The 24,924-nt window shown below is 62.1% G+C and carries 23 protein-coding genes; 16 read left to right on the top strand and 7 right to left on the bottom strand.

The features are described 5' to 3' along the window. Window positions 1-7 precede the first annotated feature (7 nt). Window positions 8-1,234, bottom strand: a complete 1,227-nt coding sequence (locus HU144_RS09225) for an amidohydrolase (protein ID WP_235351113.1) — start codon at window positions 1,232-1,234, stop codon at window positions 8-10. A 140-nt stretch (window positions 1,235-1,374) separates the two neighbouring features. Then, the gene (locus tag HU144_RS09220) at window positions 1,375-2,490 is read right to left on the bottom strand and encodes a mannose-1-phosphate guanylyltransferase (RefSeq protein WP_235351112.1); all 1,116 of its coding nucleotides are present in this window, start codon (window positions 2,488-2,490) and stop codon (window positions 1,375-1,377) included. Window positions 2,491-2,806: 316 nt separating this feature from the next. On the opposite strand from HU144_RS09220, the gene sdhC reads away from it, so the two are divergent. From sdhC to HU144_RS09185, 7 genes are all read left to right on the top strand, one after another. Beyond that, window positions 2,807-3,184, top strand: a complete 378-nt coding sequence (sdhC, locus tag HU144_RS09215; protein WP_235351111.1) for a succinate dehydrogenase, cytochrome b556 subunit — start codon at window positions 2,807-2,809, stop codon at window positions 3,182-3,184. Between the two features lies 1 nt (window position 3,185). After that, complete coding sequence (locus HU144_RS09210; RefSeq protein WP_009885235.1) at window positions 3,186-3,638, top strand: succinate dehydrogenase hydrophobic membrane anchor subunit; 453 nt, start codon at window positions 3,186-3,188, stop codon at window positions 3,636-3,638. A 10-nt stretch (window positions 3,639-3,648) separates the two neighbouring features. Then, a complete protein-coding gene (gene sdhA, locus HU144_RS09205) occupies window positions 3,649-5,409 on the top strand; it encodes a succinate dehydrogenase flavoprotein subunit (RefSeq protein ID WP_096161678.1) in 1,761 nt (586 codons plus the stop codon). Next, window positions 5,409-6,206 carry a succinate dehydrogenase iron-sulfur subunit gene (locus HU144_RS09200; protein WP_096157341.1) on the top strand — a complete coding sequence of 266 codons (798 nt, stop codon included), beginning with the start codon at window positions 5,409-5,411 and terminating at the stop codon, window positions 6,204-6,206. The genes sdhA and HU144_RS09200 overlap by 1 nt, the downstream gene beginning before the upstream one ends. Before the next feature lie 141 nt (window positions 6,207-6,347). Continuing rightward, window positions 6,348-7,601 (top strand): D-alanyl-D-alanine carboxypeptidase family protein, encoded by a 1,254-nt coding sequence (locus HU144_RS09195; RefSeq protein ID WP_235351110.1) that lies wholly within the window; start codon window positions 6,348-6,350, stop codon window positions 7,599-7,601. Window positions 7,602-7,965: 364 nt separating this feature from the next. Further along, complete coding sequence (locus HU144_RS09190) at window positions 7,966-8,130, top strand: hypothetical protein (RefSeq protein ID WP_198396930.1); 165 nt, start codon at window positions 7,966-7,968, stop codon at window positions 8,128-8,130. Between the two features lie 230 nt (window positions 8,131-8,360). Beyond that, window positions 8,361-9,476 carry an FUSC family protein gene (locus HU144_RS09185; protein ID WP_235351109.1) on the top strand — a complete coding sequence of 372 codons (1,116 nt, stop codon included), beginning with the start codon at window positions 8,361-8,363 and terminating at the stop codon, window positions 9,474-9,476. A gap of 205 nt (window positions 9,477-9,681) precedes the next feature. On the opposite strand, the gene nrdF is transcribed toward HU144_RS09185, so the two are convergent. From nrdF to nrdH, 4 genes are all read right to left on the bottom strand, one after another. Then, a complete protein-coding gene (nrdF, locus tag HU144_RS09180) occupies window positions 9,682-10,662 on the bottom strand; it encodes a class 1b ribonucleoside-diphosphate reductase subunit beta (RefSeq protein WP_235351108.1) in 981 nt (326 codons plus the stop codon). Between the two features lie 168 nt (window positions 10,663-10,830). Then, on the bottom strand, window positions 10,831-12,957 hold the full coding sequence (gene nrdE, locus HU144_RS09175; RefSeq protein WP_235352678.1) for a class 1b ribonucleoside-diphosphate reductase subunit alpha: 2,127 nt from the start codon (window positions 12,955-12,957) through the stop codon (window positions 10,831-10,833). 5 nt (window positions 12,958-12,962) lie between these two features. Then, window positions 12,963-13,376, bottom strand: a complete 414-nt coding sequence (nrdI, locus tag HU144_RS09170) for a class Ib ribonucleoside-diphosphate reductase assembly flavoprotein NrdI (RefSeq protein WP_235351107.1) — start codon at window positions 13,374-13,376, stop codon at window positions 12,963-12,965. Window position 13,377: 1 nt separating this feature from the next. Next, window positions 13,378-13,626: a glutaredoxin-like protein NrdH gene (nrdH, locus tag HU144_RS09165; protein WP_092106910.1), complete on the bottom strand. Its 249-nt coding sequence runs from the start codon at window positions 13,624-13,626 to the stop codon at window positions 13,378-13,380. 620 nt (window positions 13,627-14,246) lie between these two features. Between nrdH and HU144_RS09160 the strand changes: the two genes are divergently transcribed. From HU144_RS09160 to HU144_RS09130, 7 genes are read left to right on the top strand one after another with little or no spacing between them, the layout of a single operon-like run. Beyond that, entirely contained in the window at window positions 14,247-15,242 is a 996-nt protein-coding gene (locus HU144_RS09160; RefSeq protein WP_235351106.1) for an AAA family ATPase, read from the top strand. A 12-nt stretch (window positions 15,243-15,254) separates the two neighbouring features. After that, window positions 15,255-16,139, top strand: a complete 885-nt coding sequence (locus HU144_RS09155) for a DUF58 domain-containing protein (protein WP_235351105.1) — start codon at window positions 15,255-15,257, stop codon at window positions 16,137-16,139. Next, window positions 16,126-16,578 (top strand): hypothetical protein, encoded by a 453-nt coding sequence (locus HU144_RS09150; RefSeq protein ID WP_235351104.1) that lies wholly within the window; start codon window positions 16,126-16,128, stop codon window positions 16,576-16,578. Before HU144_RS09155 ends, HU144_RS09150 begins: the two co-directional genes overlap by 14 nt. After that, window positions 16,569-17,543 carry a vWA domain-containing protein gene (locus HU144_RS09145; protein WP_235351103.1) on the top strand — a complete coding sequence of 325 codons (975 nt, stop codon included), beginning with the start codon at window positions 16,569-16,571 and terminating at the stop codon, window positions 17,541-17,543. The genes HU144_RS09150 and HU144_RS09145 overlap by 10 nt, the downstream gene beginning before the upstream one ends. Next, window positions 17,540-18,622, top strand: coding sequence for a vWA domain-containing protein (locus tag HU144_RS09140; RefSeq protein WP_235351102.1), 1,083 nt, complete (start codon window positions 17,540-17,542; stop codon window positions 18,620-18,622). Before HU144_RS09145 ends, HU144_RS09140 begins: the two co-directional genes overlap by 4 nt. Then, window positions 18,619-19,413 (top strand): tetratricopeptide repeat protein, encoded by a 795-nt coding sequence (locus HU144_RS09135; RefSeq protein WP_235351101.1) that lies wholly within the window; start codon window positions 18,619-18,621, stop codon window positions 19,411-19,413. Before HU144_RS09140 ends, HU144_RS09135 begins: the two co-directional genes overlap by 4 nt. Before the next feature lie 23 nt (window positions 19,414-19,436). Continuing rightward, window positions 19,437-20,546, top strand: a complete 1,110-nt coding sequence (locus HU144_RS09130; RefSeq protein ID WP_235351100.1) for a histidinol-phosphate transaminase — start codon at window positions 19,437-19,439, stop codon at window positions 20,544-20,546. A 36-nt stretch (window positions 20,547-20,582) separates the two neighbouring features. Here HU144_RS09130 and HU144_RS09125 read toward each other — a convergent pair whose 3' ends face one another. After that, a complete protein-coding gene (locus tag HU144_RS09125; protein WP_235351099.1) occupies window positions 20,583-22,046 on the bottom strand; it encodes a PucR family transcriptional regulator in 1,464 nt (487 codons plus the stop codon). Between the two features lie 135 nt (window positions 22,047-22,181). On the opposite strand from HU144_RS09125, the gene speB reads away from it, so the two are divergent. Both speB and HU144_RS09115 read left to right on the top strand, forming a co-directional pair. Then, window positions 22,182-23,192 (top strand): agmatinase, encoded by a 1,011-nt coding sequence (gene speB / locus HU144_RS09120; RefSeq protein WP_235351098.1) that lies wholly within the window; start codon window positions 22,182-22,184, stop codon window positions 23,190-23,192. Window positions 23,193-23,194: 2 nt separating this feature from the next. Further along, a complete protein-coding gene (locus HU144_RS09115; protein WP_235351097.1) occupies window positions 23,195-24,880 on the top strand; it encodes a thiamine pyrophosphate-binding protein in 1,686 nt (561 codons plus the stop codon). The last annotated feature ends 44 nt before the right edge of the window (window positions 24,881-24,924 follow it).

The following is a 24,924-nucleotide window of genomic DNA, read 5'->3' as shown; positions in this document are numbered from 1 at the left end:
TGGGGCATCAGTTCCTCTCGAGGACCTTCAGCGCGGTCGCGGTGAAGATGCGGGCAGCGATCTCGACGCTGCCCTCGTCAATGAGCAGGTCACCCTGGTGGATGTCATACGTCGCTCCCCCGGGAGTGCGGGTGCCCATGCGCACCAGCGCCCCAGGACAATGTGTGAGGTACCAGGCGAAGTCCTCCCCGCCCATCGACTGCGGGGTCAGCTGGACGGAGTTCTCGCCGAGTTCGCCACGGACCGCAGACTCGATGAGCGCGACCTGATCTTCGGTGTTGACCACCGGCGGAACACCTCGGCGATGGTCGAGGTCGACGTCGACCCCGTACGGGCCGGCGATCCTCTCAACCAACTCGGGCAGCACCTCGGCGACCTGATTCCAGCCGTCGACGTCGAGGCAGCGCAGGGTTCCGCGTAGGATCCCCTCACTGGGGACGACATTGGCCGCGTGGCCGGCGCTGATCTCGCCCCAGACCAGGGAGATCGCGTGGCGCGGATCGATGAGTCGGCCCAGCGTCGAGGGCAGATCGGTGGCGAGTTTGCCCAGCGCGTAGACGAGGTCTTCGGTCAGGTGGGGCCGCGAGGTGTGCCCGCCATGACCGGAGAGGCGAATGATGACGGTATCGCCGGCTGCGGTGATGGCACCGATGCGCGAACCGATCCGACCGACGTCGACATTGGGGTCGCAGTGGACGGCATAGACCTCGGGCACATCGTCGAGGACACCCTGGGAGATGATGCGCAGCGCCCCGCCAGGGGTGACTTCCTCCCCGGGTTGGAAGATGAGGCGGACGCGTCCGCCGAGTCCGCCGGGTGTGGATTCGTGGAGTCGCTGCAGGGCGATGGCTGCGCCGACGAGTCCGGTCAGGTGCACGTCGTGGCCGCAGGCGTGTGCCACACCGGGCACTGTTGAGGCGAAGTCCTCGTCGATGAGGTCATCGATGGGCAGCGCGTCGATGTCGGCTCGAAGCCCCAGGGCGATGGGACCCTCGCCGACTTCGCAGACGACGCCTGTGCCCTCGAGCCGCCGAGGTGACAGACCGGCCGCCTCAAGACGGGCGACGATCTTGGCCGTGGTGTCGAACTCCTGGAAGGACAATTCCGGGTGCGCATGGATGTCGCGGCGGAAATCGATGAGTTCTGCACCGATCTCAGCAATTGTCGAGCTGATCACGTCTGGTCCTTCTGGGAGCGCGACGCCGTCGGGGCGCGGTTCGGATATCTGAGACATTGACTGCAATGCTAAGCACTCAGCGTCACATTTGGGCGCACTGCGACCAATTTCGACATACTCCGCACGCAGCTCCAGTCCCGGAGACTGAATGAGCTCCAGTCCCGGAGACGGCTTCGGAGACCAGATTCAGCGCCTGCCTACAGCAGGTCATCGAGTCCGCGCTCACCGGCGGCAGAGACGGCCTTCTTCACATCCTGGGCATGGGAGCGGGAGGTGATGAGCAGGACGTCTTCGGTGTCGACGACGACGAGGTCATCGAGGCCGACGATCGCAACCGTCCGCGGCTTCTGGGATTCGGAGAAGACGACCCCTGAGGCATCGATTTCGAGGAGGTCGCAGTTCTGACCGATAGAAATGACCCCGGCGGGTTCTCCGGGCACCGGCTGGCGCAGACGGGCCACCGAGTCGAAGTCGCCGACGTCGTCCCAGCCGAAGTCACCGGGGATGACGATGACACGGCCGGCCGCGGCAGCGGGCTCGGCCACAACGTAATCGATGGCGCGCTTCTCCAACCCGGGCCACACCTCGGCGAGCACCTGCGCCTGGGCATCGGTCCCCCAGGCCTCAGCGATCCGCGACAGTCCCGCGTGCAGGGTCGGATCCTCGGTCTCGAGGACTTCGAGGAGGGCAGCGGCTCGGGCAATGAACATGCCGGCGTTCCAGCGGTAGCGACCGGAGTTGACGTAGGTGCGGGCGGTGCTCGCGGCCGGCTTCTCGGCGAAGGCCATGGCGCGCCGGGCAGTCGGCGCACCGTCGAGTCCCAGCAGATCACCGGTCTCGATGTAGCCGTAGGCGGTGGCGGGATTGCGGGGCATGATGCCGACTGTGACGATATCGCCGGTTTCAGCGGCTACGCAGGCCTGATCGATGACGAGCCGGAATTCGTCGACGTTGGTGATCGAATGGTCGGCGGAGAACGAACCCACGATCGCGTCCGGGTCCTCCTTGGCGATGAGCATGGTTGCGAGACCGATCGCGGCTGCCGAATCCTTCGGGGACGGTTCGGCGAGGATCTTGTGGACCGGCATCTCGGGAAGCTGCTCGGCGACCTGGTCGCGGTGGCTCTCTCCCGTCACGACCCACACGTTCTCGGGTCCGACGAGCGGTGCGACACGATCCCAGGTGGACTGGATCAGGCTTCGGCCCGTACCCAGCACGTCATGGAGGAACTTCGGCGATGCCTTGCGTGAGAGCGGCCAGAGCCGGGTTCCGGACCCGCCGGCGGGGATGATGGCGTGGAAGTGTGTGTTCACATCATCAGTGTCTCAAAGTTCGGGCATTCTCTGACCGATGTTGTCCGCCGTGTCGGGGTGAGGAGAACCGTAACCGGATTGGCCGAAACCCGGAGAGGGTCCCGACTCACCAGGTCAGCCCGACGGCTAGAATAGTTAGCACACAAGGGTGTGATGTAATTGAATTTCGTCGTATCCGAGAATGACGGCTGTGAGGGAACTGCCAGGAACTTAATGTGATCCACCACGCTCAGGCGTGGCTCGACTGGCAACCAGGCGGCGTTCGGCGTAGTTTCTTGATGTACACAGTCGATTAATCCAAGATGGAGGATGCTCCGTGGCCAAAGCGTCTACGGGCACTCTGTACCGAGGAAATGAAGGAATGTGGTCCTGGGTCGCGCATCGCGTCACAGGCGTCGGAATCTTCTTCTTCCTGCTGGTCCACGTGCTCGATACTGCACTCGTTCGCGTCTCACCCGAGGCCTACAATGCCGTGATCGGAACCTACAAGACACCGGTCATGGCTATCGGCGAGATCGCACTCGTTGCCGCAATCGCATTCCATGCGTTCAACGGCCTTCGCGTTATTCTCGTCGACTTCTCGAAGAGCGGACCGAAGAATCAGAAGAAGCTGTTCTGGGGAGTCATCATCGTATGGCTCATCATTATGATCGCCTTCATCCCCCGCCAGCTGATGCACACGTTCGGAGGATGACATGAGCACAACATCGATCCCGGCTCCGCGCACCGGCTACTCGCGCCACAAATCAACACGTTCGAAGTTCGAGATGTTCGCATGGCTGTTCATGCGCATCTCCGGCGTCGTCCTCGTCATCCTCATCTTCGGTCACCTCTTCGTGAACCTCTGGGCCGGAGAAGGCGTCCAGGCCATCGACTTCGGGTTCGTGGCCGGCAAATGGGCCAGCCCGTTCTGGCAGATCTGGGATCTGCTGATGCTGTGGCTGGCAATGCTGCACGGCACCAACGGCCTGCGCACCATCATCATGGACTATGCCGAGAAGCCAGGCACCCGCATGGCGCTCCAGGTGATCCTCTACATCGCCTCGATCATCGTCATCGTGCTCGGCACGCTCGTCATCTTCACATTCGATCCCTGCCCGGCCGGAGCCGACCCCGCATTGCTGGCGTCGTTCTGCTCGGCCGCATAGAAGGAGAAACATGCAGGTACATCAATACGACGTCATCATCGTCGGTGCCGGTGGCGCCGGGATGCGTGCAGCGATCGAATCGGGCCAGCGTGCCCGAACCGCAGTCCTGACCAAGCTCTACCCCACACGTTCGCACACCGGTGCGGCCCAGGGCGGCATGTGCGCCGCACTGGCGAATGTGGAAGAGGACAACTGGGAATGGCACACCTTCGACACCGTCAAGGGCGGTGACTACCTGGTCGACCAGGATGCCGCCGAGGTGATGGCCAAGGAAGCCATCGACGCCGTCCTCGATCTCGAGAAGATGGGGCTGCCCTTCAACAGGACGCCCGAAGGCAAGATCGATCAGCGTCGCTTCGGTGGTCACACCCGTGACCACGGCAAGTCCCCGGTCCGTCGCTCCTGCTACGCAGCCGACCGCACCGGTCACATGATCCTCCAGACTCTGTACCAGAACTGCGTCAAGCACGGCGTCGAGTTCTACAACGAGTTCTACGTCCTCGACCTGGCCATGACCGAGGTCGACGGAGTCCGCCGTCCGGCGGGCGTCGTCGCCTACGAACTGGCCACCGGCGAGATCCACCTGTTCCAGGCCAAGTCGGTCGTCTTCGCAACCGGCGGCGTGGGCAAGGTCTTCAAGACCACCTCGAACGCCCACACCCTGACCGGCGACGGCATGGCCGTGGCCTACAACCGGGGCATCCCGCTCGAGGACATGGAGTTCTTCCAGTTCCACCCGACCGGCCTGGCCGGCCTGGGCATCCTGCTCTCAGAGGCAGCCCGTGGTGAGGGCGCGATCCTGCGCAACTCCGACGGTGAGCGCTTCATGGAACGCTACGCCCCGACGATCAAGGACCTCGCTCCTCGTGACATCGTGGCCCGGTCCATGGCCAATGAGGTGCGCGAAGGCCGCGGCTGTGGTCCGAACAAGGACTACGTCCTGCTCGACCTCACGCACCTCGAGCCCGCACACATCGATGCGAAGCTGCCCGACATCACCGAGTTCGCCCGCACCTACCTCGGTGTGGAGCCCTACACAGAACCGGTGCCGGTCTTCCCGACCGCGCACTACGCCATGGGCGGCATTCCGACCAACATCGGCGCCGAGGTGCTCGCGGACAACGACAACGTCATTCCCGGCCTCTACGCCGCAGGTGAGGTTGCCTGCGTGTCCGTGCACGGTTCGAACCGTCTGGGCACGAACTCGCTGCTCGACATCAACGTCTTCGGCAAGCGCGCCGGCATCGCCGCCGCGGAATACTCGAAGACAGCTGACTTCGTCGAGCTGCCCGAGGGTGCCGAGGGCGACACCGTCGCACTTCTCGAGAAGATGCGCACCTCGGACGGCACCGAACGCATCGGCGCCATCCGCAAGGATCTGCAGGAGCTCATGGACGCCAATGTCCAGGTCTTCCGCACCGATGAGACCCTGCGCGAAGCGCTCGACGAGATCGCGAAACTGCGTGAACGTTATAACAACGTCGGCATTCAGGACCGCGGCAAGCGCTTCAACCTCGACCTCCTCGAGGCCGTCGAGCTGAACTTCCTGCTCGAACTCGCCGAGGTCATCTCCGTCGCCGCCATCCACCGTAAGGAATCACGCGGTGGGCACTTCCGAGAGGACTTCCCGGATCGTGACGACGAAGGATTCATGCATCACACGATGACGTACCTCGATCCTGATTCCGAGACCGACGGCATCAAGGGCATGCGTCTGGAGACGAAGCCCGTCATCGTCACCCGTTACCAGCCGATGGAGCGTAAGTACTGATGAGCACCGATACCTCAACCGAAACCCCGGAGCCGGCCTCTAAGATCGACCTGCCCGACCATGTGGCCGGCGACAGCGGTTCGATCCCGTCGTTCGACTGCACCTTCCAGATCGCACGCTTCGATCCCGAACAGGACGAAGAGGCGCACTGGGAGGAGTACAAGGTCACCATGTACGGCACCGACCGTGTCCTGGACGCCCTGCACAAGATCAAGTGGGAGGAGGACGGCTCGCTGTCCTTCCGCCGCTCCTGTGCCCACGGTGTCTGCGGCTCCGATGCCATGCGCATCAACGGCCGTAACCGTCTGGCCTGCAAGACCCTGCTGAAGGATCTTGACACGTCCAAGACGATCACCGTCGAGGCGATCAAGGGTCTGCCTCTGGAGAAGGACCTCATCGTCGACATGGAGCCCTTCTTCCAGTCCTACCGTGAGGTCATGCCGTTCCTCATCACGTCCGGTCACGAGCCGACGCGTGAGCGTCTGCAGTCGGCCGAGCAGCGTGAGGCATTCGATGACACCACCAAGTGCATTCTCTGCGCCGCATGCACCTCGTCGTGCCCCGTGTTCTGGACCGATGGCCAGTACTTCGGCCCAGCTGCCATCGTCAACGCGCACCGTTTCATCTTCGATTCGCGTGACGAAGGCGGAGACATGCGCCTGGAGATCCTCAACGACAAGGAAGGCGTGTGGCGCTGCCGCACCACCTTCAACTGCACCGAGGCCTGCCCTCGTGGCATCGAAATCACCAAGGCCATCGCCGAGGTGAAGCAGGCAGTCCTGCAGCGCGCATTCTGATCTGAACATCTGAATCGCCGAGGCGGTCGTGCACTTTTCGTGCACGGCCGCTTTTCGCGTCCACGCGGTTGCATCTCCTGTGCTGTATCGCACCGGGTTTCCTGACAGCTCTCAATTGTCCACGGTCGTAGACTGGTGCGCATGCGTTCTCACCATCCTGCTTCTCTGACGCGTGCTGCGGCCTTCCCCCGTTCACTTCGCTCAGGACTTCGTCTCATCGTCAGCGCCGTACTCACATTGCTGCTGATCGGGGCGCAGTTGGTCCTCTCCCCCGGCGCCTCGCACGGTGTGGGCCAACCGGGTGAGAAGCAGGAGAAGGTCTACGAATCGCCGGCCGACCTCGGCGATGGAGCGAAGCCGCCGCAGCCGGTGGGCACGTCGTGGCTGGTGGGAGACCTCGACACGGGAGAAGTTCAGGCGGCGCACGATATCGACAAGAAGCACGCACCCGCCTCGACGATCAAACTCCTGACCGCTCTGGCTCTTGTCGACGTGCTCGACGATCCCAAACAGAAGGTCGAGGCAGAGTTCGAGGACATGGAGATCGACGGCACCAAGGTCGGTCTCATGCAGAAGAACGAATACACTGTCGATCTGCTCTTCCACGCGATGCTGATGTCGAGTGCCAATGATGCCGCGAACGCCCTCGGCCGGGCCGCCGGAGGCCAGGAGAAGGCCGTGGCGCTCATGAACGCGAAGGCCGAAGAGCTGGGCATGACGAACACTCATGCAGCCAACACCTCAGGCCTCGACGACGCGAATCAGCACATGACGGCTTCAGACATGATGAAGCTGGCATGGGCGGTGTGCGAGAACGACTATCTGATGGACGTCATCAGCACCGAGACGTACAAATTCCCGGGCGGCAAGAACCCGGATACCGAGGAGGAGTTCAAGGGCTACGAGATTCAGAACCACACGAAGATCGTCGGTCAGGTCGATGGAGGGTTGGGCCTGAAGAACGGATTCACCCGCCAAGCCAAGGGCGCCTATATCGCCGTTGCCGAACGCGACGGCCACCGTGTGGTTTCGACGATGCTCGGCATCGACAACAACTCCCGCCAAGCCGCGGTCGACCTGCTCGAATGGGACTTCGCCCAGAAGGATCCGAAGTCTCTTCAGACAGTCCCTGTCGGCGAGTCGATGACGCCGAGTGCCGATGCGACTGCCTCGGAGAGCGGCAGTGATGCCGGCGGCGCCGACGCCGCTTCGGTCGGGACCGAGATTGACTCAGGCGATGGTGCAGAGGCGACTGAGTCCAAGGCCTCGGCGAAGATCCTCGGCGTCTCCAATGAAACGCTGCTCCCCGTCGGAATGCTGGTCGTTGCGGCGGCGCTTCTGATCACCGCGCTCATCATCCTGCTGAGTCTGCGTCGGGGCAAGACCTTCCGCTGATCAACCACTGTTTTGACTTATCGTTTCCGATGCGGTTAAGCTGATGTCTTGCGTTCGAAGTCGTCCGGCTTCATTGAACGATCTGATCCGCTGAGCACGATGACACGTCGCTCATGAGCGAAAAATCAGATCCAGGTTCGACATTGCAAATGATTCGCCACGGACACTGTCTCACTTCGAATCGCAGATCCCCCATCGTGAAGGATCAACCCACACCACGGTGACATTTCAGCAGGCCAGCATCCGATTCGCTCCGGTACTCGGCCAGCACCTCGGCGACTGCCCCGTCGCCACCACGAAAACAATGAGAACGGTATGCGTTGATGCATGCCGTTCGACGAAGTAGCTAAGAAAGGAGGGAACGATGACTCAGTTCCCACAGTGGGTCCAGCGTGCCATTGAGCATGCAGGACTGATTGATCCTAAGATCAGCACCCGCAACGGCAAAGTCACGATCAGTGACATGACCGGCCGCGTCGTGCTGTTCACCGGTTCATCGCTGCGTGAGATCACGCCGCTGGCGGCCTGATCGCCGCCGTCTGTCAGGTTTTCCTTCGCACTGCTGGGTTTTAAGCAGAGCGAGAACCAAGACAGCCTGATCACTGCCCGACATGTCGCAGGTTTCATCTGCGACATGTCGGGCATTTCCATTTTCCGCCCACTGCCCCTCGCCCGTGCCAGTCACGTACCATATGTGCCTTGTAGGGTGATAACTCCATGCACTCTGTCCGACATGAACTCTGTCCGAAAGGGCGACCATTGCAGCAGAACTCGCGACCCCAGTTATCGCTTCTGGCCAGACGCCCCGACGTCATCACCGACATCCTGCAGGTCGTCAAGACGGTGATCGCAGCCACCGGCGCTTGGTGGCTGTCTGATAATGTCCTGAATTCCCAGATGCCGTTCCTGGCTCCCTGGGCGGCGCTGCTGACAGTCCATGCCACAGTCCACCGCTCGCTGTCTCGCGGAGCGCAGTCGACGATCGCCTCAACCCTCGGTGTTGCCTTGTCCTTCGTCATCGGCAACTACCTGGGGGTGAGCGTCTGGACTTTTGCTCTCGCGCTCCTGGTCGGCCTCACTGCTGCGCGGCTGCCGTGGATCCGCGATGAAGGTATTGCGATTGCAACAACCGGAATCTTCGTCCTCGGCAGCGGCTTCGACAGTCAGCAGCCCTTTCTCGGGGAGCGGATCCTGGAGCTCTGCATAGGCGTCGCCGTCGGCATCGTCGTCAACCTCCTGGTGATTCCGCCTCTGCGGGATCAGCAGGCAGCACGGTACGTCGACAGCATCAACCGGCGCATGGGTGACATGTTGGTCGACATGGCAGATGAACTGGATGACGACTGGGACACCGCCGAAGCCGATGATTGGTTCAAGGAGACCGAATCGATGAGCCACGAATTGAACTCGGCATGGCAGTCGGTCAGATTCGCCCGTGAGAGCCAGAAGGCGAATCCGCGTGATCGCCTTCGCCGCAAGCGCATTCCATCGGACGAGGCTCAGGATTCCCAGACATCTTCTGAAGATGCCAGCTACGAGAACATCCTGCAGCGCGTGGATGAAGGCATCTCCCATCTGCGCCATCTGACGCGAACTCTGCGCGAAGGGTCGTATGAGAACGGCCAATGGGACACGCGGTTCCGTGAGCAATGGACCTCCGTCGTCCGGGATGCAGGACGGGCGATTGCCGACCCCGATGCGGAAGTGGAGCCGATCTACCAGCGGCTCGAACAGCTGTCCGTGAGAATGGTCGAGGACAAGGGGCTCCCGGAGCGTTCTTGGCCCCTCTATGGGTCGCTGATCGCAAGCATGCAGCATATCGCTGTCATCGTCGACGACGTCGCCTCGGCACGATCGGCTCGCGAATCTGGCTGACACCCTTCAGCCTCAGTTCTCCAGCCCTGATGAATTGCAGGGTCTTGGACCTCAAGCATTGTCCGTGCGTTCTCCCTTTGGAAGACGATGTCCTCCTCGGCCGGTTCGATAGCTTCACCGCTGCCCGATGGTGGCCGAACTGTGGCCCCACACGAAAGCGGCCCACCCAAGCACTCCTGCCTGGATGAGCCGCTGACCTTGTGTTTCAGAAGTCCCAGTCGTCGTCTTCCGTCTGTTCGGCCTTGCCGATGACGTAGGAGGAGCCGGATCCGGAGAAGAAGTCGTGGTTCTCGTCGCTGTTGGGCGAGAGAGCCGCGAGGATCGCCGGGTTGACCTCGGTGACCTCCTTCGGGAACATCGCTTCGTACCCGAGGTTCATCAGAGCCTTGTTGGCGTTGTAGTGGAGGAACATCTTGCAGTCCTCGGCCAGACCCACAGAGTCGTAGAGGTCATGGGTGTAGGCGACCTCGTTCTCGTAGAGCTCGAACATGAGGTTCATCGTGTAGTCCTTGAGCTCCTGCTTGCGCTCTTCGGACTGTGACTCCAGGCCCTTCTGGTACTTGTAGCCGATGTAGTAGCCGTGGACAGCCTCGTCACGGATGATGAGGCGGATGAGGTCCGCAGTGTTGGTCAGCTTCGCATGTGCAGACCAGTACATGGGCAGGTAGAAGCCCGAGTAGAAGAGGAATGATTCCAGCAGTGTTGAGGCAACCTTGCGCTTGAGCGGGTCATCGCCTCGGTAGTAGCTGAGGATGATGTCAGCCTTGGCCTGCAGGTAGGTGTTCTCCCTCGACCAGCGGAACGCCTCGTCGATCTCCTTCGTCGAGCACAGGGTCGAGAAGATCGAAGAGTATGACTTCGCGTGCACGCTCTCCATGAACGCGATGTTCGTCATCACTGCTTCCTCATGCGGTGTCACCGCATCGGGAATCAAGGAGATCGCACCCACGGTGCCCTGAATCGTATCGAGCAGCGTCAGACCGGTGAAGACGCGCATCGTCAGCGTCTTCTCCTCCTGCGTGAGTGTCGCCCACGAGGGGATGTCGTTGCTCAGCGGCACCTTCTCAGGCAGCCAGAAGTTTCCGGTCAGGCGATCCCAGACGTCATCATCGACGGGATCGATGACACGGTTCCAGTTGATGGCGTCGACGTGCGACGCCAAAGTCAGGTTCTCCAACGTTTCCATCTCTCTTCCAAGTTGCAGGTACGTCGTACGTACGAGTGGTCTGCCCAGCAGACTGAGAATGCTTTCTGCCCGGCTCCGCGAGTTGTGCGGACTCAGGTCCGCAGAACTCGCGGGCTCCGGGTCATGGGTTCAGCGGGCCGGTTCACACCGACCCGCTGAACCCATCGGTCACAGCATGCAGGATACGCAGCCATCGACCTCGGTGCCCTCCAGCGCGAGCTGGCGCAACCGGATGTAGTAGATGGTCTTGATGCCCTTGCGCCACGCGTAGATCTGCGCCTTGTTGATGTCACGAGTTGTGGCGGTGTCCATGAAGAACAAGGTCAGCGACAGCCCCTGATCCACGTGCTTCGTGGCCTCAGCGTAGGTGTCGATGATCTTCTCATAGCCGATCTCGTAGGCATCCTGGTAGTACTTGAGGTTGTCGTTGTCCATGAAGGGTGCCGGGTAGTACACACGCCCGATCTTGCCCTCCTTGCGAATCTCGACCTTCGAGGCCACAGGGTGGATCGACGACGTCGAGTTGTTGATGTACGAGATCGAACCCGTGGGTGGAACGGCCTGCAGGTTCTGGTTGTAGATGCCGTGCTCGGCAACTGCAGCCTTGAGCTCACGCCAATCATCCTGAGTTGGGATATGCACGCCGGCTTCGGTGAACATCTCGGCCACACGCTGGGTGCGTGGTTCCCACGCTTCCTCGGTGTACTTGTCGAAGTACTCACCGGTTGCGTACTTCGACCTCTCAAATCCGGCGAAGGCGGCTTGACGTTCCTTGGCGATCTCCATCGACGCCCGCACACAGTGGTAGGCGACGGTGTAGAAGTACATGTTCGTGAAGTCGAGACCCTCATCCGAACCGTAGTAGATGTGCTCCCGGGCAAGGTAGCCGTGAAGGTTCATCTGCCCGAGTCCGATGGCATGCGACATGTCATTGCCGCGAGCGATCGAGGGAACCGACTGGATGTCAGAGGTCTCAGCGACTGCCGTCAGTCCGCGGATCGCGGTTTCGATGGTCCGCCCGAAGTTCTCGGAATCCATCGTCAGTGCGATGTTGAGAGAACCGAGGTTGCAGGAGATGTCCTTGCCGACGACGTCGTATCCGAGATCGGAGTCGTACTTGCTGGGTTCGGAGACCTGAAGGATCTCCGAACACAGGTTCGACATGATGATCTTGCCGTCGATCGGGTTCGCCTTGTTCACCGTGTCTTCGAACATGACGTAGGGGTAACCGGACTCGAACTGGATCTCTGCCAAGGTCTGGAAGAACTCGCGTGCGTTGATCTTGTTCTTCTTGATGGCTGCGTTGTCGACCATCTCCTCGTACTTCTCTGTCACGTTGACGTCAGAGAAGGGCATGCCGTAGACGCGCTCGACGTCGTAGGGGCTGAAGAGGTACATGTCCTCGTTGCGCTTGGCCAATTCAAACGTGATGTCCGGAATGACGACGCCCAATGACAGAGTCTTGATCCGGATCTTCTCATCGGCGTTCTCGCGCTTGGTGTCGAGGAACTTGTAGATGTCGGGGTGGTGAGCGTGCAGGTACACAGCTCCGGCACCCTGTCGTGCACCCAGCTGGTTGGCGTAGGAGAAGGAGTCTTCGAGCAGCTTCATGACGGGGATGACACCCGAGGACTGGTTCTCGATCTTCTTGATCGGTGCACCGGACTCGCGGATATTGGTCAGTGCAAAGGCCACACCGCCGCCGCGCTTCGACAGCTGCAGTGCGGAGTTGATGGAGCGGCCGATCGACTCCATATTGTCCTCGATGCGCAGCAGGAAGCACGAGACGAGCTCGCCGCGCTGCTTCTTGCCCGCGTTGAGGAAGGTCGGGGTGGCCGGCTGGAAGCGACCGTGGATGATCTCGTCGACGAGCTGCTTAGCCAGAATCTCGTTGCCGCGAGCGAGGAACAGTGCGACCATGACGACGCGATCTTCGAAGCGTTCGAGGTAGCGCTTTCCGTCGAAGGTCTTCAGCGTGTAGGAGGTGTAGAACTTGAAAGCACCGAGGAAGGTCTGGAACCGGAACTTAGCCGAATAGGCGTGCTTCGACAGCTCCTCGATGAAGTCGAAGGAGTACTGATCGAGGACTTCGGGCTCGTAGTATTCCTTCTCGACGAGGTAGTCGAGCTTCTCCTTGAGGTCGTGGAAGAAGACGGTGTTGTTGTTGACATGCTGCAGGAAGTACTGCCTGGCAGCCTGTTTGTCACGCTCGAACTGGATCCGACCGTCCTGGTCATACAGATTCAGCATGGCGTTGAGCGCATGGTAGTCAAGATCCGTCTCTTCGCGGATGATGTCTTCTACATTGCGGTCTTCTGCGAGCTCGCGCACAGTTTGTCCAATCCTAAATTCACTGCTTCGACGTCCTCTGGGGTTCCGAGGAGTTCGACACGGTACAGCACGGGTACATTGCATTTCGCGGCCACTTTGCGTGCCGCGCGACAGTATTCTTCGCCGAAGTTCGTATTTCCGGCGCCGATGACGCCGACGAGGTGGCGGCGATTCGATTCGATGTTGAGGAACTTGATCACTTGCTTGGGGACGGCGCCTCTGTTGGGGCCGGCTCCGTAGGTGGGAGTCACAAGGACGAACGGTTCGTCGATCGCCAGCGTCTCATCTTTTGTCAGCAGGGGAAGTCGGCGTGAGGGGTGCCGCAGCTTGCTGACGAATCGGTCGGTGTACTCAGAGCTGCTCGAGTAGTAGACCAGGAGCATGTCAGGCTACAACGGAAACCGAGGTCTGCTCTCCGGCCAGAGTGGCGATCTTGTCCGGACGGAAACCTGACCAGTGGTCGTTATCCGTGACAACGACGGGAGCCTGCATGTAGCCCATGGCCTTGACGACATCCAAGGCATTCTCATCGACACTGAGATCGACCGATTTGTACTTCAGCCCTTTGGCATCGAGCGCACGGTACGTGGCGTTGCACTGGACGCAAGCTGGCTTGGTGTACACGGTGATCATCGCGACTCCTCATTTCTGCACTTCGGCTTAGACTTCACGGTATTTCCACCGGGTGCATGACCTTGACAATGACGAATATCACGCAGATCATGCCCGAGTGTGACCACTAGATGTTGTGTTCGTGATCGACTCTACCCCTATATCCAGTGTTACACCAGTGTTCTTTTGACCATCCACAACCTGTGTTCAAACCGTCCACAGTCATCCACAAGTCATGAATGACACCGATGTAGTTCGATCACCTGCGAGGACACTGGCCCATGGGGCCGAAAAGCCATATTCAGACACTTCGCCCAGGACCGTTTTCCACACCTGTCCACAGATAAAATTTTCCCCTGTGGGTACTTCCTCGGCGTGTCACATTCGATTCCTTCTCCGAACGCCCGGCGTCCCATTTCGCGGCCGTCTCCACCCGTTTGAACGGGCGTTCCCATCCCAATTCCACGGTCGCTCCGACCTCCTTCCCACGGTCAGCCCTGCTTCTTTCGCGCCGTCCTTCACACTTGCGTGTCGGTCTTCAAATGGTATGTGTCGGTACTGACACGAAAGAGTCCAGTCCGGTGTCAGGGTCAACCCATATGCTTGTTCTGTCAGCCAGTTGAGATTCGAGAGGCACCACCATGACGGCAACGGCACCCGCCAACACTCAAGAGATCGCACACGCTCAATCGATCCTGGGCGGTCTGGAATCCTATCTGGACCATTTCGTCGTCGGACAGCAGCGCCTGCGTGAGAGTCTGCTCATCGGTCTCCTCTCCAGCGGCCACCTTCTCCTGGAGAGTGTTCCCGGGCTTGCCAAGACAACTGCGGCGGCGGCGCTGGCCAATGCTGTGGATGGCAAGTTCTCCCGCATCCAGTGCACGCCCGACCTGCTGCCTGCAGACATCATCGGCTCGCAGATCTATAACGCCCACGAAGGCTCTTTCAATACAGTCCTCGGCCCTGTGCACGCCAACATCGTCCTCCTCGATGAGATCAACCGCTCGTCGGCGAAGACGCAGAGCGCCATGCTCGAGGCGATGCAGGAGAAGCAGACGACGATCGGCGGCCAGCGGTTCGAACTTCCCCGTCCTTTCCTCGTCATGGCCACGCAGAACCCGATCGAACAGGAGGGCACCTACCAGCTGCCCGAAGCTCAACTCGATCGGTTCATGATCAAGGACCTTCTGACCCATCCGAACCCCAATGAGGAGATGGAGATCCTGTCGCGACTCGATTCGGGTGTCTTCGATCGCGACTCTGTCCCGAAGCCCTCGTGCAGCCTCGAGGATGTGGAGACGCTGCAGCAATATGCGCGCACCATCTATGTCGACCCGTCGATCACCCGATACCTCGTCGAGCTCGTCCATGCGACAAGGAACACCACGAAGTATCTGGGTCGCCTGGCTCCCTTCATCGAATATGGCGCCAGCCCCCGCGCCTCGATCGCCTTCACCAACGCGGGACGGGCGCTGGCGATGATCCGTGGCCGCAACTACGTCATCCCCGAAGACATCAAGGATCTTGCCCACCGAATCCTCGCTCACCGCATCCAACTCAACTTCGAAGCCGCAGCGGAGAACATCACGAGCGCACAGGTCGTCGATGCCCTCCTCATGGCCGTCCCCACTCCCTGATCGGGTGCATCGATGACTGCTCTGCTCAATCGGATCAAAGCGCGGATGACCATCCACGCGCACCGTCGCACCCGCAGGCTCCTCGACGGGGACTACTCCTCTGTCTTCCACGGGCACAGCCTCGACTTCGATGACCTGCGCGACTACATTCCCGGCGACGAGATCCGCGACATCGACTGGAAGGCCACGGCCCGACACTCGAACCCGCTGGTCAAACGCTATGTCGCCCACCGCAGGCACATTCTCGCGCTGGTCGTCGACTCGTCCCGGAACTTCGACGCTGTGACTTCGGCCGGGGTCGATAAGCGACAGCTCGCGATCCTCATGGCCGGCATGACCGGATACCTCGCCGTCCGCCATGGTGATGACGTGATGCTCATCCACGGCAGCGCACAGCGCACCACCGCGTCCCCCCGAAAGGGCAGCGAAGCCCACTTGGAAAACCTTCTGCAGCAGATCCTCGCCGAGGCGGGCACCGACGGAGACGGTTCGATCGATGAGCAGCTGCAGTGGATCGCCTCGCACATCAACCACCGGATGCTTGTGGTCGTCATCTCCGACCAGGCTCCGCTCGGCGCGAAGGAGGAAGCCACAATCAAACGCCTGCGTGCCCAGCACGAGATCCTGTGGATCACGATCACCGACGCGGACCTGGCACAGCTGCCGGCCACCTCGGCGCCGTTCGACGTCTCCCGTCCTGATGTCGGCCTGCCCACCTCCGTGATGGCCAACCCGAACGTACGCAATGAATTCCTCGCTGCAGAAGCAAGCCGCAAGCAGCATCGAATCGACCTGCTCTCGAAGCTCGGAATCTCACACACCGAAATCGCCCATCCGGACCAAGCCCTGGGCAACCTCCACACTCTTCTGCTGAGGCACCGCCGTGGGCCCCGCTGAGCTCGTCGGCCCCCTGCAGATCTCGGTCTGGTGGTATGTCGCCGCCGCCGTGGTTCTGCTGGCCGCCGTCCTCAACCTGTTCGCTCCGCTGCTGCGCGCGGCGGCGGGATCAGGGATGAAGTCCCGACCGCGGATTCCCATCCCTGTCCGCAGCACCTTCATGTCTCGGATCGCCGCGGTCGAGTCGAAACTGGATGCGGGCGAAGTCGATGTCCGCGATTCTGCTCGGGAACTGGCGAAGATCGTGCGCGAGTTCGCCCATCACGCATGGGGCGTCAAGGCCGAACACCTCACCTACCGAGATGCCGCTGTGGCGGGTCTCGACGACCTCGCGGAGTCCTTGTCCGGCCTCTACGAAGCAGAGTTCGCCGAGGACGATGCCAATGATCTGGGACCCCAGATCGCCGGCGCCAGAAAGCTGGTGACCCGATGGTCCTGATGTTCTGGTGGCTGGCCCTCATCCTCCTCGTGCTTGCCGCGGCCGCAGTATTCTTCTTCCGCAGACCCAAGGCCACCGCGTCGTCACTGGCCGTGGCGCACAGCGGCCGTATGACAAGCCTGCCCAGTTTCCGCAAAGCCATGCGGGCCCGTCTGATGACAACCGTCGCCTTCCTCGCCGTCATCGCCCTCACCGGTCTCTCCACCCTTGCAGGGATATCTCGCCCCGCTTGGGTCGAGACCGTCAATCCGGAGAAGAAGCTGCGAGATGTCATGCTCTGCCTCGACGTGTCCGGTTCGATGCTCGGCTATGACGCCGACCTCCTCGAGGCCTACCAGGAGCTCGTCGACCGATTCGACGGTGAACGCATCGGAATGACCGTGTTCAACTCGACCGCAGTCTCCGCCTTCCCGCTCACCGATGACTACGACATGGTCCAGAACTATCTCGAGGAAGCCGAGGAGGGCTTCCGCACCTGGGGCTCTGAAGGCACCGATTACTCCTGGTCGACCTCGCCTCCCAACATCGGCGGTTCCTCCCTCATCGGAGACGGACTCGTCTCCTGCGTGGACAATTTCGACCGTCAGGACGAAGATCGGTCTCGTTCGATCATCTTCGCCACCGACAACATGCTTGCCGGTGACCCTCTGTTCGACCTCGACGAAGCCACCGACATCGCTGTGGACTCCGAGGTCAGGGTCTACAGCCTCTCTCCCCCGTCGGTGCTCACGAACCCGCAGACCAAGGAACTGGAGTCGGTCTCCGATCGCACCGGAGGCAAACAGTTCGACATGGGTTCGGCATCGACGATCGATCGGATCGTCGCAGAGATCCAGAGCCAGGAGGCCGAGAACACTCCGGGCCGTTCCTACACCGTCGTCCATGACATGCCCGCAGTTCCCCTCGGAATCGCAGTCTTCGGCCTCGCCGGTGTCTTCGTTCTGGCTTGGAGGACGAAATCATGATCTTCGATCCCGTCTTCACCTGGTTCGGATGGGGCTTCCTCGTCCTCGCCCTGCTGACCGTGTGCATCATCCCGGCAGTGCGCGGGGATGGACCACGCTGGAAATGGTTCGCACGCATGGGCATCGTCGCCGTGCTCGCCCTCGCCCTGGCCCGACCGGGCATTCCCATCAAGTCCTCGACCGAGGAATATGAGGCAGCTGCCGACGTCTACTTCCTCGTCGATACGACGACCTCGATGGCCGCCGAGGACTATGACGGTGACAAGACCCGCTTGGAAGGGGTGAAGAAGGACATGTTGGAGCTGGCAGAGCAGTTCCCCGGCACCAGGATGAGTATCATCTCCTTCGCCTCGACTGCATCGACGGTCATGCCCCTGACGACCGACCACGCGGCGTTCGCTTCGGCCGTGGACGTCCTCAGTCCGGAGATGTCAGTGAACTCGAACGGATCCTCCATCACCGAGGCGGGTGCTGAGCTGGACAAGCGGATGAAGTCCAATCAGGAAGATCGTCCGGACAACAAGAACCTCGTCTTCTACTTCGGCGACGGCGAGCAGACCGCCGAGTCCCCCGTCGACTCGTGGTCATCCTTCTCCTCCCGCATCGACAGCGGCGCGGTCTTCGGATACGGAACGTCTCAAGGCGGAAAGATGAAGGAGTCCCAGCCCTTCGGCTACGGTGCGGGTCCAGGCGGGGAGCCCGGTCTCGGTGATCCTGGTGACACCGGCGGGACCGGAGATGGTGCCGGGTCCGCCGGAACGGACGACGAGTACATCCTCGACGGACAGGGCAATCCTGGGATCTCAACGATCGACGAGACGAACCTCAGACATATCGCTGACGACCTCGGTGTGAAGTACCACCACCGTGACGGCGGAGCCTCGATGTCGAGCGTGTACACAGCCCCGAAGTACGATCAGACGCTGGTCAAGAAGGATGGGCGGGTCACCGTCGACGAATACTTCTGGGTCCCCCTGCTTCTCGTGTTCGCATGGATCGCGGTCGAAATGGTCTTCGGGGTCCGCGAGCTGCTGCGGCTGCGCACGATTGCGCCCACACCACGAGGAGGACGGTCATGAACCGGATCACTCGCAGTTGGTCGACGATGCGCCGGCTCTCTCGCGTCAACCTCATCATCGGATCCGTCCTCCTCCTCGTGTTCGGCTATGTGGCTGTGACCCTCTACTTCGGCGCGGCTTCTCAGGTTCGCTATGCGTCGAATGATTTCCCGGGAGCGAAGAGTGCCTCGACCGCGTTCCTGACACTCAGCCCGATCCAACGCCATATCGGCTACTACAACCGCGGCACCGCGGAGGCGGCCGTCGGCGATTTCGAACCGGCGCAGGCAGACCTCGAATCCGCGCTTGAGATCGCCCCTGTCCGTGACGAATGTGCCGTGAGGATCAACCTGTCCTACGTGTATGAGAAACTCGCCGACGAGGTCGCGGACCAAGATCCAGGACAGTCGGACGAACTCTACGACCAGTCGCTGCAGACCTTGGAAGATGCTCCGAAGGAATGCCAGCCCAAGAAGAGCGAAGAGAAGCAGAAGAGCGACGAAGCGAAGAAGCGCGTCGAGGACAAGAAGGCCGGAGAGAAGTCGAAGCAGGAAGGCACCGAGAGCGACGACTCAGATGGCTCCGAGGGCGAGGATCCGAAGAACGGCGACTCCGGAGACGACTCGAAGAAGAAGGACGAGGATCAGAACTCCGGCGAAGGCGAGGAGAAATCCGACGACTCGGAAAGCAAGTCCGAAGAGGAGAAGAAGCGCGACAAGCTGAAGGAGCGCGGCGAGGACTCTGAACGTCAGCAGCGCCAGCAGGGCCCCGGCGGCGATGGGGGCCGTTCCGCCCCGGACAAACCGTGGTGAGGCAACTGTGAAATCATGAGTCCATGAACTCTCCGGACACCTCTGCTGGCAGCACTTCGACCCCGCGGCTGCGGGCCTCGCTGAAGACATTCCCGCCGTACGTTCCGGGGAAGGCGCCCAAGCGAATCGACGGGCTCGCCTCGTTCAAGCTGTCCTCGAACGAAAACTACCTCGAGCCGCTGCCGGCGGTCACCGACGCCATGGTCGCTCACGCGAAGAACCCCGCTCTGTACCCCGATGACGGAGCACTGGCGCTGCGCACCGAGCTGGCCGAGCGCCTCGGCGTGAGCATCGATGAACTCGTCGTGACCACCGGCGCCAGCGAACTGCTCGTGGCACTGACTCAGATCACTTCGGACGCCACCACGGAAGCGATCTACCCCTGGCCGTCATTCGAAATGTATCCTCAGACGACAGGGCTGGCCGGCTCGAAACGGGTCGAGGTGCCGGTACGCGACGACGGTCGACACGATCTGGAGGCCATGGCGGCGGCGATCACCGATCGAACCACTCTCATCATTCTCTGCTCCCCGAACAATCCGACGGGACCAGCACTTCGCGACGATGAGGTCCGCCGGTTCCTCACGCAGGTGCCAGATCATGTGCTCGTCGCCCTCGACGAGGCCTATTGGGAGTTCGCCACCGCCGAGGGTGTTGTCAATGGCGTCGACCTTGTGGCCGATCATCCCAATGTCGTCCTGGTCAGGACCTTCTCCAAGGCTCATGCCCTGGCAGGCCTGCGGGTCGGATACGCCCTCGCTCACACCGCCGTGATCCAAGGGCTGCTGAAGGCCGTCATCCCCTTCGGTGTCACCGATATCAGCCAGGCGGCCGCCCTGGAATCACTGCGCCACAGCGATGAAGTCGACGTCCGGGCCAAGGAGATCGCGGCCGTTCGCGACGGCTTCGCCCACGCGCTGCGCGAGCAGGGTTGGGACGTGCCTGAAGCGCAGGGGAACTTCGTGTGGCTGCCCCTTGGCCAGCTGTCGGCAGCCTTTGAAGATGCCTGCGTCGAGCAGGCCATTGCGGTGCGCAACCTCGGCGACGGGGTGCGTATCAGCATCGGTGAACAAGAAGGGCTCGACCGTGTCCTCGCGATCGCCGCAGCCTTCTACTCCGAGCACTTCGGCTGAGCACATCGAGCCGGCCGGGCCGGCCCGGGGCACCTTTCAGAGCTCTGCAAGCTCAAGGGCCAAGGCCACGGCTTGGACCGATTCCGCCCGGTTCAGGTCGCGGCCCAACAGCGTCTCGATCTTCGCCATCCGTGCACGCACTGTGTGGCGGTGGATGCCGAGTTCAGCAGCGATCGCATCCCGCACTCCTCCTGCTGCGATGAACGCTCGCAGCGTCAGCAGCAGGTCCTGTTCATCGCGTGAAGCCAGGAGTGTGCCCAGTACTCGGTCGACGAATCTCTGCGCCGCTGACTCATCGATCGACGACAGCAGCGCCCGCACATCCGAGGTCGCGCTTTCGTTCTGCGTTCGCCATACGGTCCAGGTGTGGTGGACCTGGGTCAGTGGGATCATCTTCGCAAACAGCCTGTCGAGTCCGGTGACCTCCGCAACCCGATCGACCGTACTCGCATGATCCGCTGCCAGTTCGGCCACATCGAGGCGGCCCGAGTCCGCACTCTGAGTACCGGGTTCGATGACCCCGAGCATCGAACCGGCGCGGACCAGGGATGTTCCATCACCCAGATCACCCATCAGCGTCTCCGGGACTCCACCACGCACATTGCCGAAGACCGTGAACTTCACTCGCGAGACCGGAGCCAGGCCGGTCTCACGCACCCACTCGGCCCGAGCCTGTCCTGCCGTCAAGGGAGTCGTGAAGAGCTCTGAATCCGATCGCCGAGGTGGGACCTCTGTGACGCTCAGACTCAGCAGTGCCGCTGCAGTGGACAGCAGCAGGCCACGGGTGCGCGGATTGCCGGTCACCTCGGCGGGGGCGAGGATCCATCCTCGAACCTGCTCGTCTCCGACCGGAACGGCTTCGACGATTCCCAGCTCAGTACGCAGAAGACGTGGGGCCATCGAGGGTTTGAGAGCTTCGGCAATCAGGTCATGACGCACAAGGTTCTCGGCATCGGTGCCGGTCAGTCCCCTGCCTGTGGGTGAGACGAACCGAACGTCCGTGCCCAAAGTGCTGGCCAGATCAGCGACAAGCGCGGCGGGCCCCTGGTGCGCGAGGTCGGTGGCGAACCGCCGCCCCGCACTGCTGGCCCGGGTGAGCTCTCGGGTCGTCTCCTCCTCACGCATTCTCGTGAAGGCATCGACGACTGCGACGAACGGAACAGGTTCGGGGACCCCGAACAGTGGAAGCTCCTGAGCTTCTGCATGCTCGATCAGTGCCGGTGGAAGCGCCTGCCACGGCAAAGCGGAACCCAGGCCGATGCCGAGTGCCAGGACACCCACACGCTTGAGGCGCCCGACATAGTCACCCACGCCCTCGCCTCCGAGGTCCTGGCCGACGCCGATCGTGAGCAGGACCTCTCCCCCGGCCAACCATTCGTCGACCGCGGGCAGCTCCGAGGAGTGCACGATCGTAACGTCGGCCGATCCGGCGCTCGGCGAATCGACGACGACGTCGAGCGCGAGTTCCTGACGTGCCCAGAGCTGCCCCAATGTGACCATGGGATCCATACTATCCGCAATGGATATCCTCTTTTCCAAATACTCCATGATGGATATTCGCGTAGTGTGAGCCACGTCCTAGGCTGATGGCAATCACGCACCACCGAGAGCATTCACGATTTCAGAGGAGAGCCGATGTCGACTCAGCCCATTGGACCCGCCGATTACAGCCAGACACCACGTTTCGCGGGGCCACCGACCTTCGGCCTGCTCCCGCGCATCGACGAGGTCGAAGCACAGCGACCGGGTGAGAAGATCGACGTCAAGATCCTCGGCGTCCCCTTCGACGCCGGCGTCAGCTACCGTCCGGGCGCACGATTCGGTCCCGCTCACATCCGCCAGTCCTCGAAGCTGCTGCGCCCCTACAACCAGGCAACGAACGTCCACGCGTTCACCTGGCAGCAGGTCGCCGACTGCGGTGACCTGGGCGTCAACCCCTTCGACATCGAAGAGGCCATCACCGAGGTCGAACGGACCGCCGATGAGATGCGTGCTGATGGGGCCAAGCTGCTCACACTCGGCGGCGACCACACACTGGCCCTGCCGAACCTGCGTTCCCTGCACAAGACGCACGGCAAGATCGCGGTCCTGCACTTCGACGCCCACCTCGACACCTGGGACACCTACTTCGGTGCCCCGTACACGCACGGCACCCCGTTCCGCCGCGCCAGCGAAGAAGGTCTGCTCGACCTCGAGTCCTGCATGCATGTCGGCATCCGCGGACCGCTCTACGGCGAGAAGGACCTGGAAGACGACGCTGTGCTCGGATTCCAGATCATCCGCAGCGACGACTACCAGTTCTCGTCCGTCCAGGAGGTCGTGGCTCGGATCCGCAGACGACTCGGCGATGCACCCGTCTACCTGTCCGTCGACATCGACGTCCTCGACCCTGCTGCCGCCCCCGGCACAGGCACCCCCGAGGCCGGCGGCATGACGAGCCGCGAACTGCTCAACTCGATTCGCGGACTGCAGGGGCTCAATGTCGTCGGAGCCGAGATCGTCGAAGTGGCGCCCCCCTATGACCATGCCGAGATCACCGGACTCGCCGCCGCCCATGTCGGCTACGAAATGCTCTCCCTGTGGGCTGCCGAGGCCAATGGTCTCACCGGACCGTCGGGTCCCAGCGGCGAAGCACTCGGAGTCTGACGATGGCAGATGACAAGAACATCGCGCCCGGCGAGGAGTTCCGCAACGGCGGCCGGGCCGTCATCGCGACCCTCGCCGCGCACAGCGTCGACACGATCTTCGGAATTCCCGGCACACACAATCTCGAGTTCTACCGACACCTGAGCGAATTCGGCATCCGTGCCATCACACCACGCCACGAGCAGGGTGCCGGCTACGGTGCCGACGGATATTTCCTCGTCTCCGGCAAACCCGGAGTCGTCATCACCACCTCGGGTCCGGGGCTGACGAATGTCATCACGGCCGCGGCGACCGCCTATGCGGAGTCACGCCCGATGCTCATCCTCTCCCCCGGTGTGCCCACCGGGCTCGAGCGCGCCGATGTCGGAATGCTGCACGAAACAAAGGACTCCTCCGGAGCGCTGAACCGCCTGTTGGTCTCCTCTCAGCGCACCCGCACGGCCGAGGGTGCTGCGCAGGCCGTCGCCGAAGCGTTCGCCATGTTCTCCTCCTCACGTCCCGGTCCCGTGCACATCGAGGTTCCCCTCGACGTGCTCGAAGGCGTCTGGAACGGCAGTGTGCCGACGCGGATCCCGGGCCGCCGTCCGGGCCTGGATCCACGAGTAGTCTCCCGTGCCGCTGAGGCGGTGGCCGGTGCCACTCGTCCGCTCATCGTCGCCGGCGGCGGGGCCCGCAAGGCGAGCGCCGCGGTCAGGGCCTTCGCGGAGGAACTCGATGCCCCAGTGGCCACAACCGCCAATGGCAAGGGCATCATCTCCGAGGACCACCCGCTGTCCCTGGGTTCCAACGTTCGCTTCCCCAGCGTTCAAGCCGAGTCCGCGGCAGCCGATGTGCTCATCGTCCTCGGCTCCGAACTCGCCGACTCCGACCTCTGGGGCGGGCTCATCGGCGCCCAGACATCGGCTGGCATCCGCGACGACGCCTCCACTCAGGTCGTCATCCGCTGCGATATCGACCCCGACCAGCTGGGCAAGAACCTCGGCGGGGACATCCTCGCCTGCGCCGATACGGGGGAATTCCTCACCGCGCTGATGACCGAGCTGGACGAGAACGCGCCCACGACCACCTCGGCGAGAGAAGTCACCTCCACCGGAAGCGGAGCCGAACGCGTTCAGGAGATCCGAGCCTCCTGGGATTCGGACTTCGACTTCGAGTCCATCGGCGCTCGTGTCACTCGCCTCGTCGAACAGGGCGCGGGACCGTCCTTGGTCGTCGCCGGGGACTCGTCCCAGGTCACGTACGACGGATCGGTGCACGCGCTCACGGCCAGCACACCCGATCAGCTGCTCTACATGCCCGGTTTTGCGACCTTGGGCTACGGAATTCCTGCGGCCATCGGGGCGAAGCTGGCCGACGATGCGCGCCCCGTGGCCTGCATCCTCGGAGACGGAGCTGCCATGTTCTCCATCCAGGAGCTGATGACGGCGGGCGAACTGGGGCTGGGGATTCCCTTCGTCATCGTCGACAACGGCGGATACGCCGAAATCGAAGCTCAGATGGTCGACCGGACGATCGAGCCGTTCGCAGTCAGACTCGCCCGTCCCGACTTCGCGGCCCTGGGCCAGTCCATGGGCGGAGTCGGAGTCACGATTGCTGAGTCCGACATCGACGAGCTGCTCCCGACCGCCGTCGCCGAGGCGCTCGATCGGAACATTCCCACCACCATTCACATCACCGTCGGGTGCTGAGGCACCCACTTAGCCGATTGCTCGCGCAATCAATCATGAAAGGG

Source organism: Brevibacterium sp. UCMA 11752, assembly GCF_021532235.1.
Classification (GTDB): domain Bacteria; phylum Actinomycetota; class Actinomycetes; order Actinomycetales; family Brevibacteriaceae; genus Brevibacterium; species Brevibacterium antiquum.
Note: the sequence above shows the minus strand (reverse complement) of the source record. Positions and strands in the feature narration are given on the sequence as shown.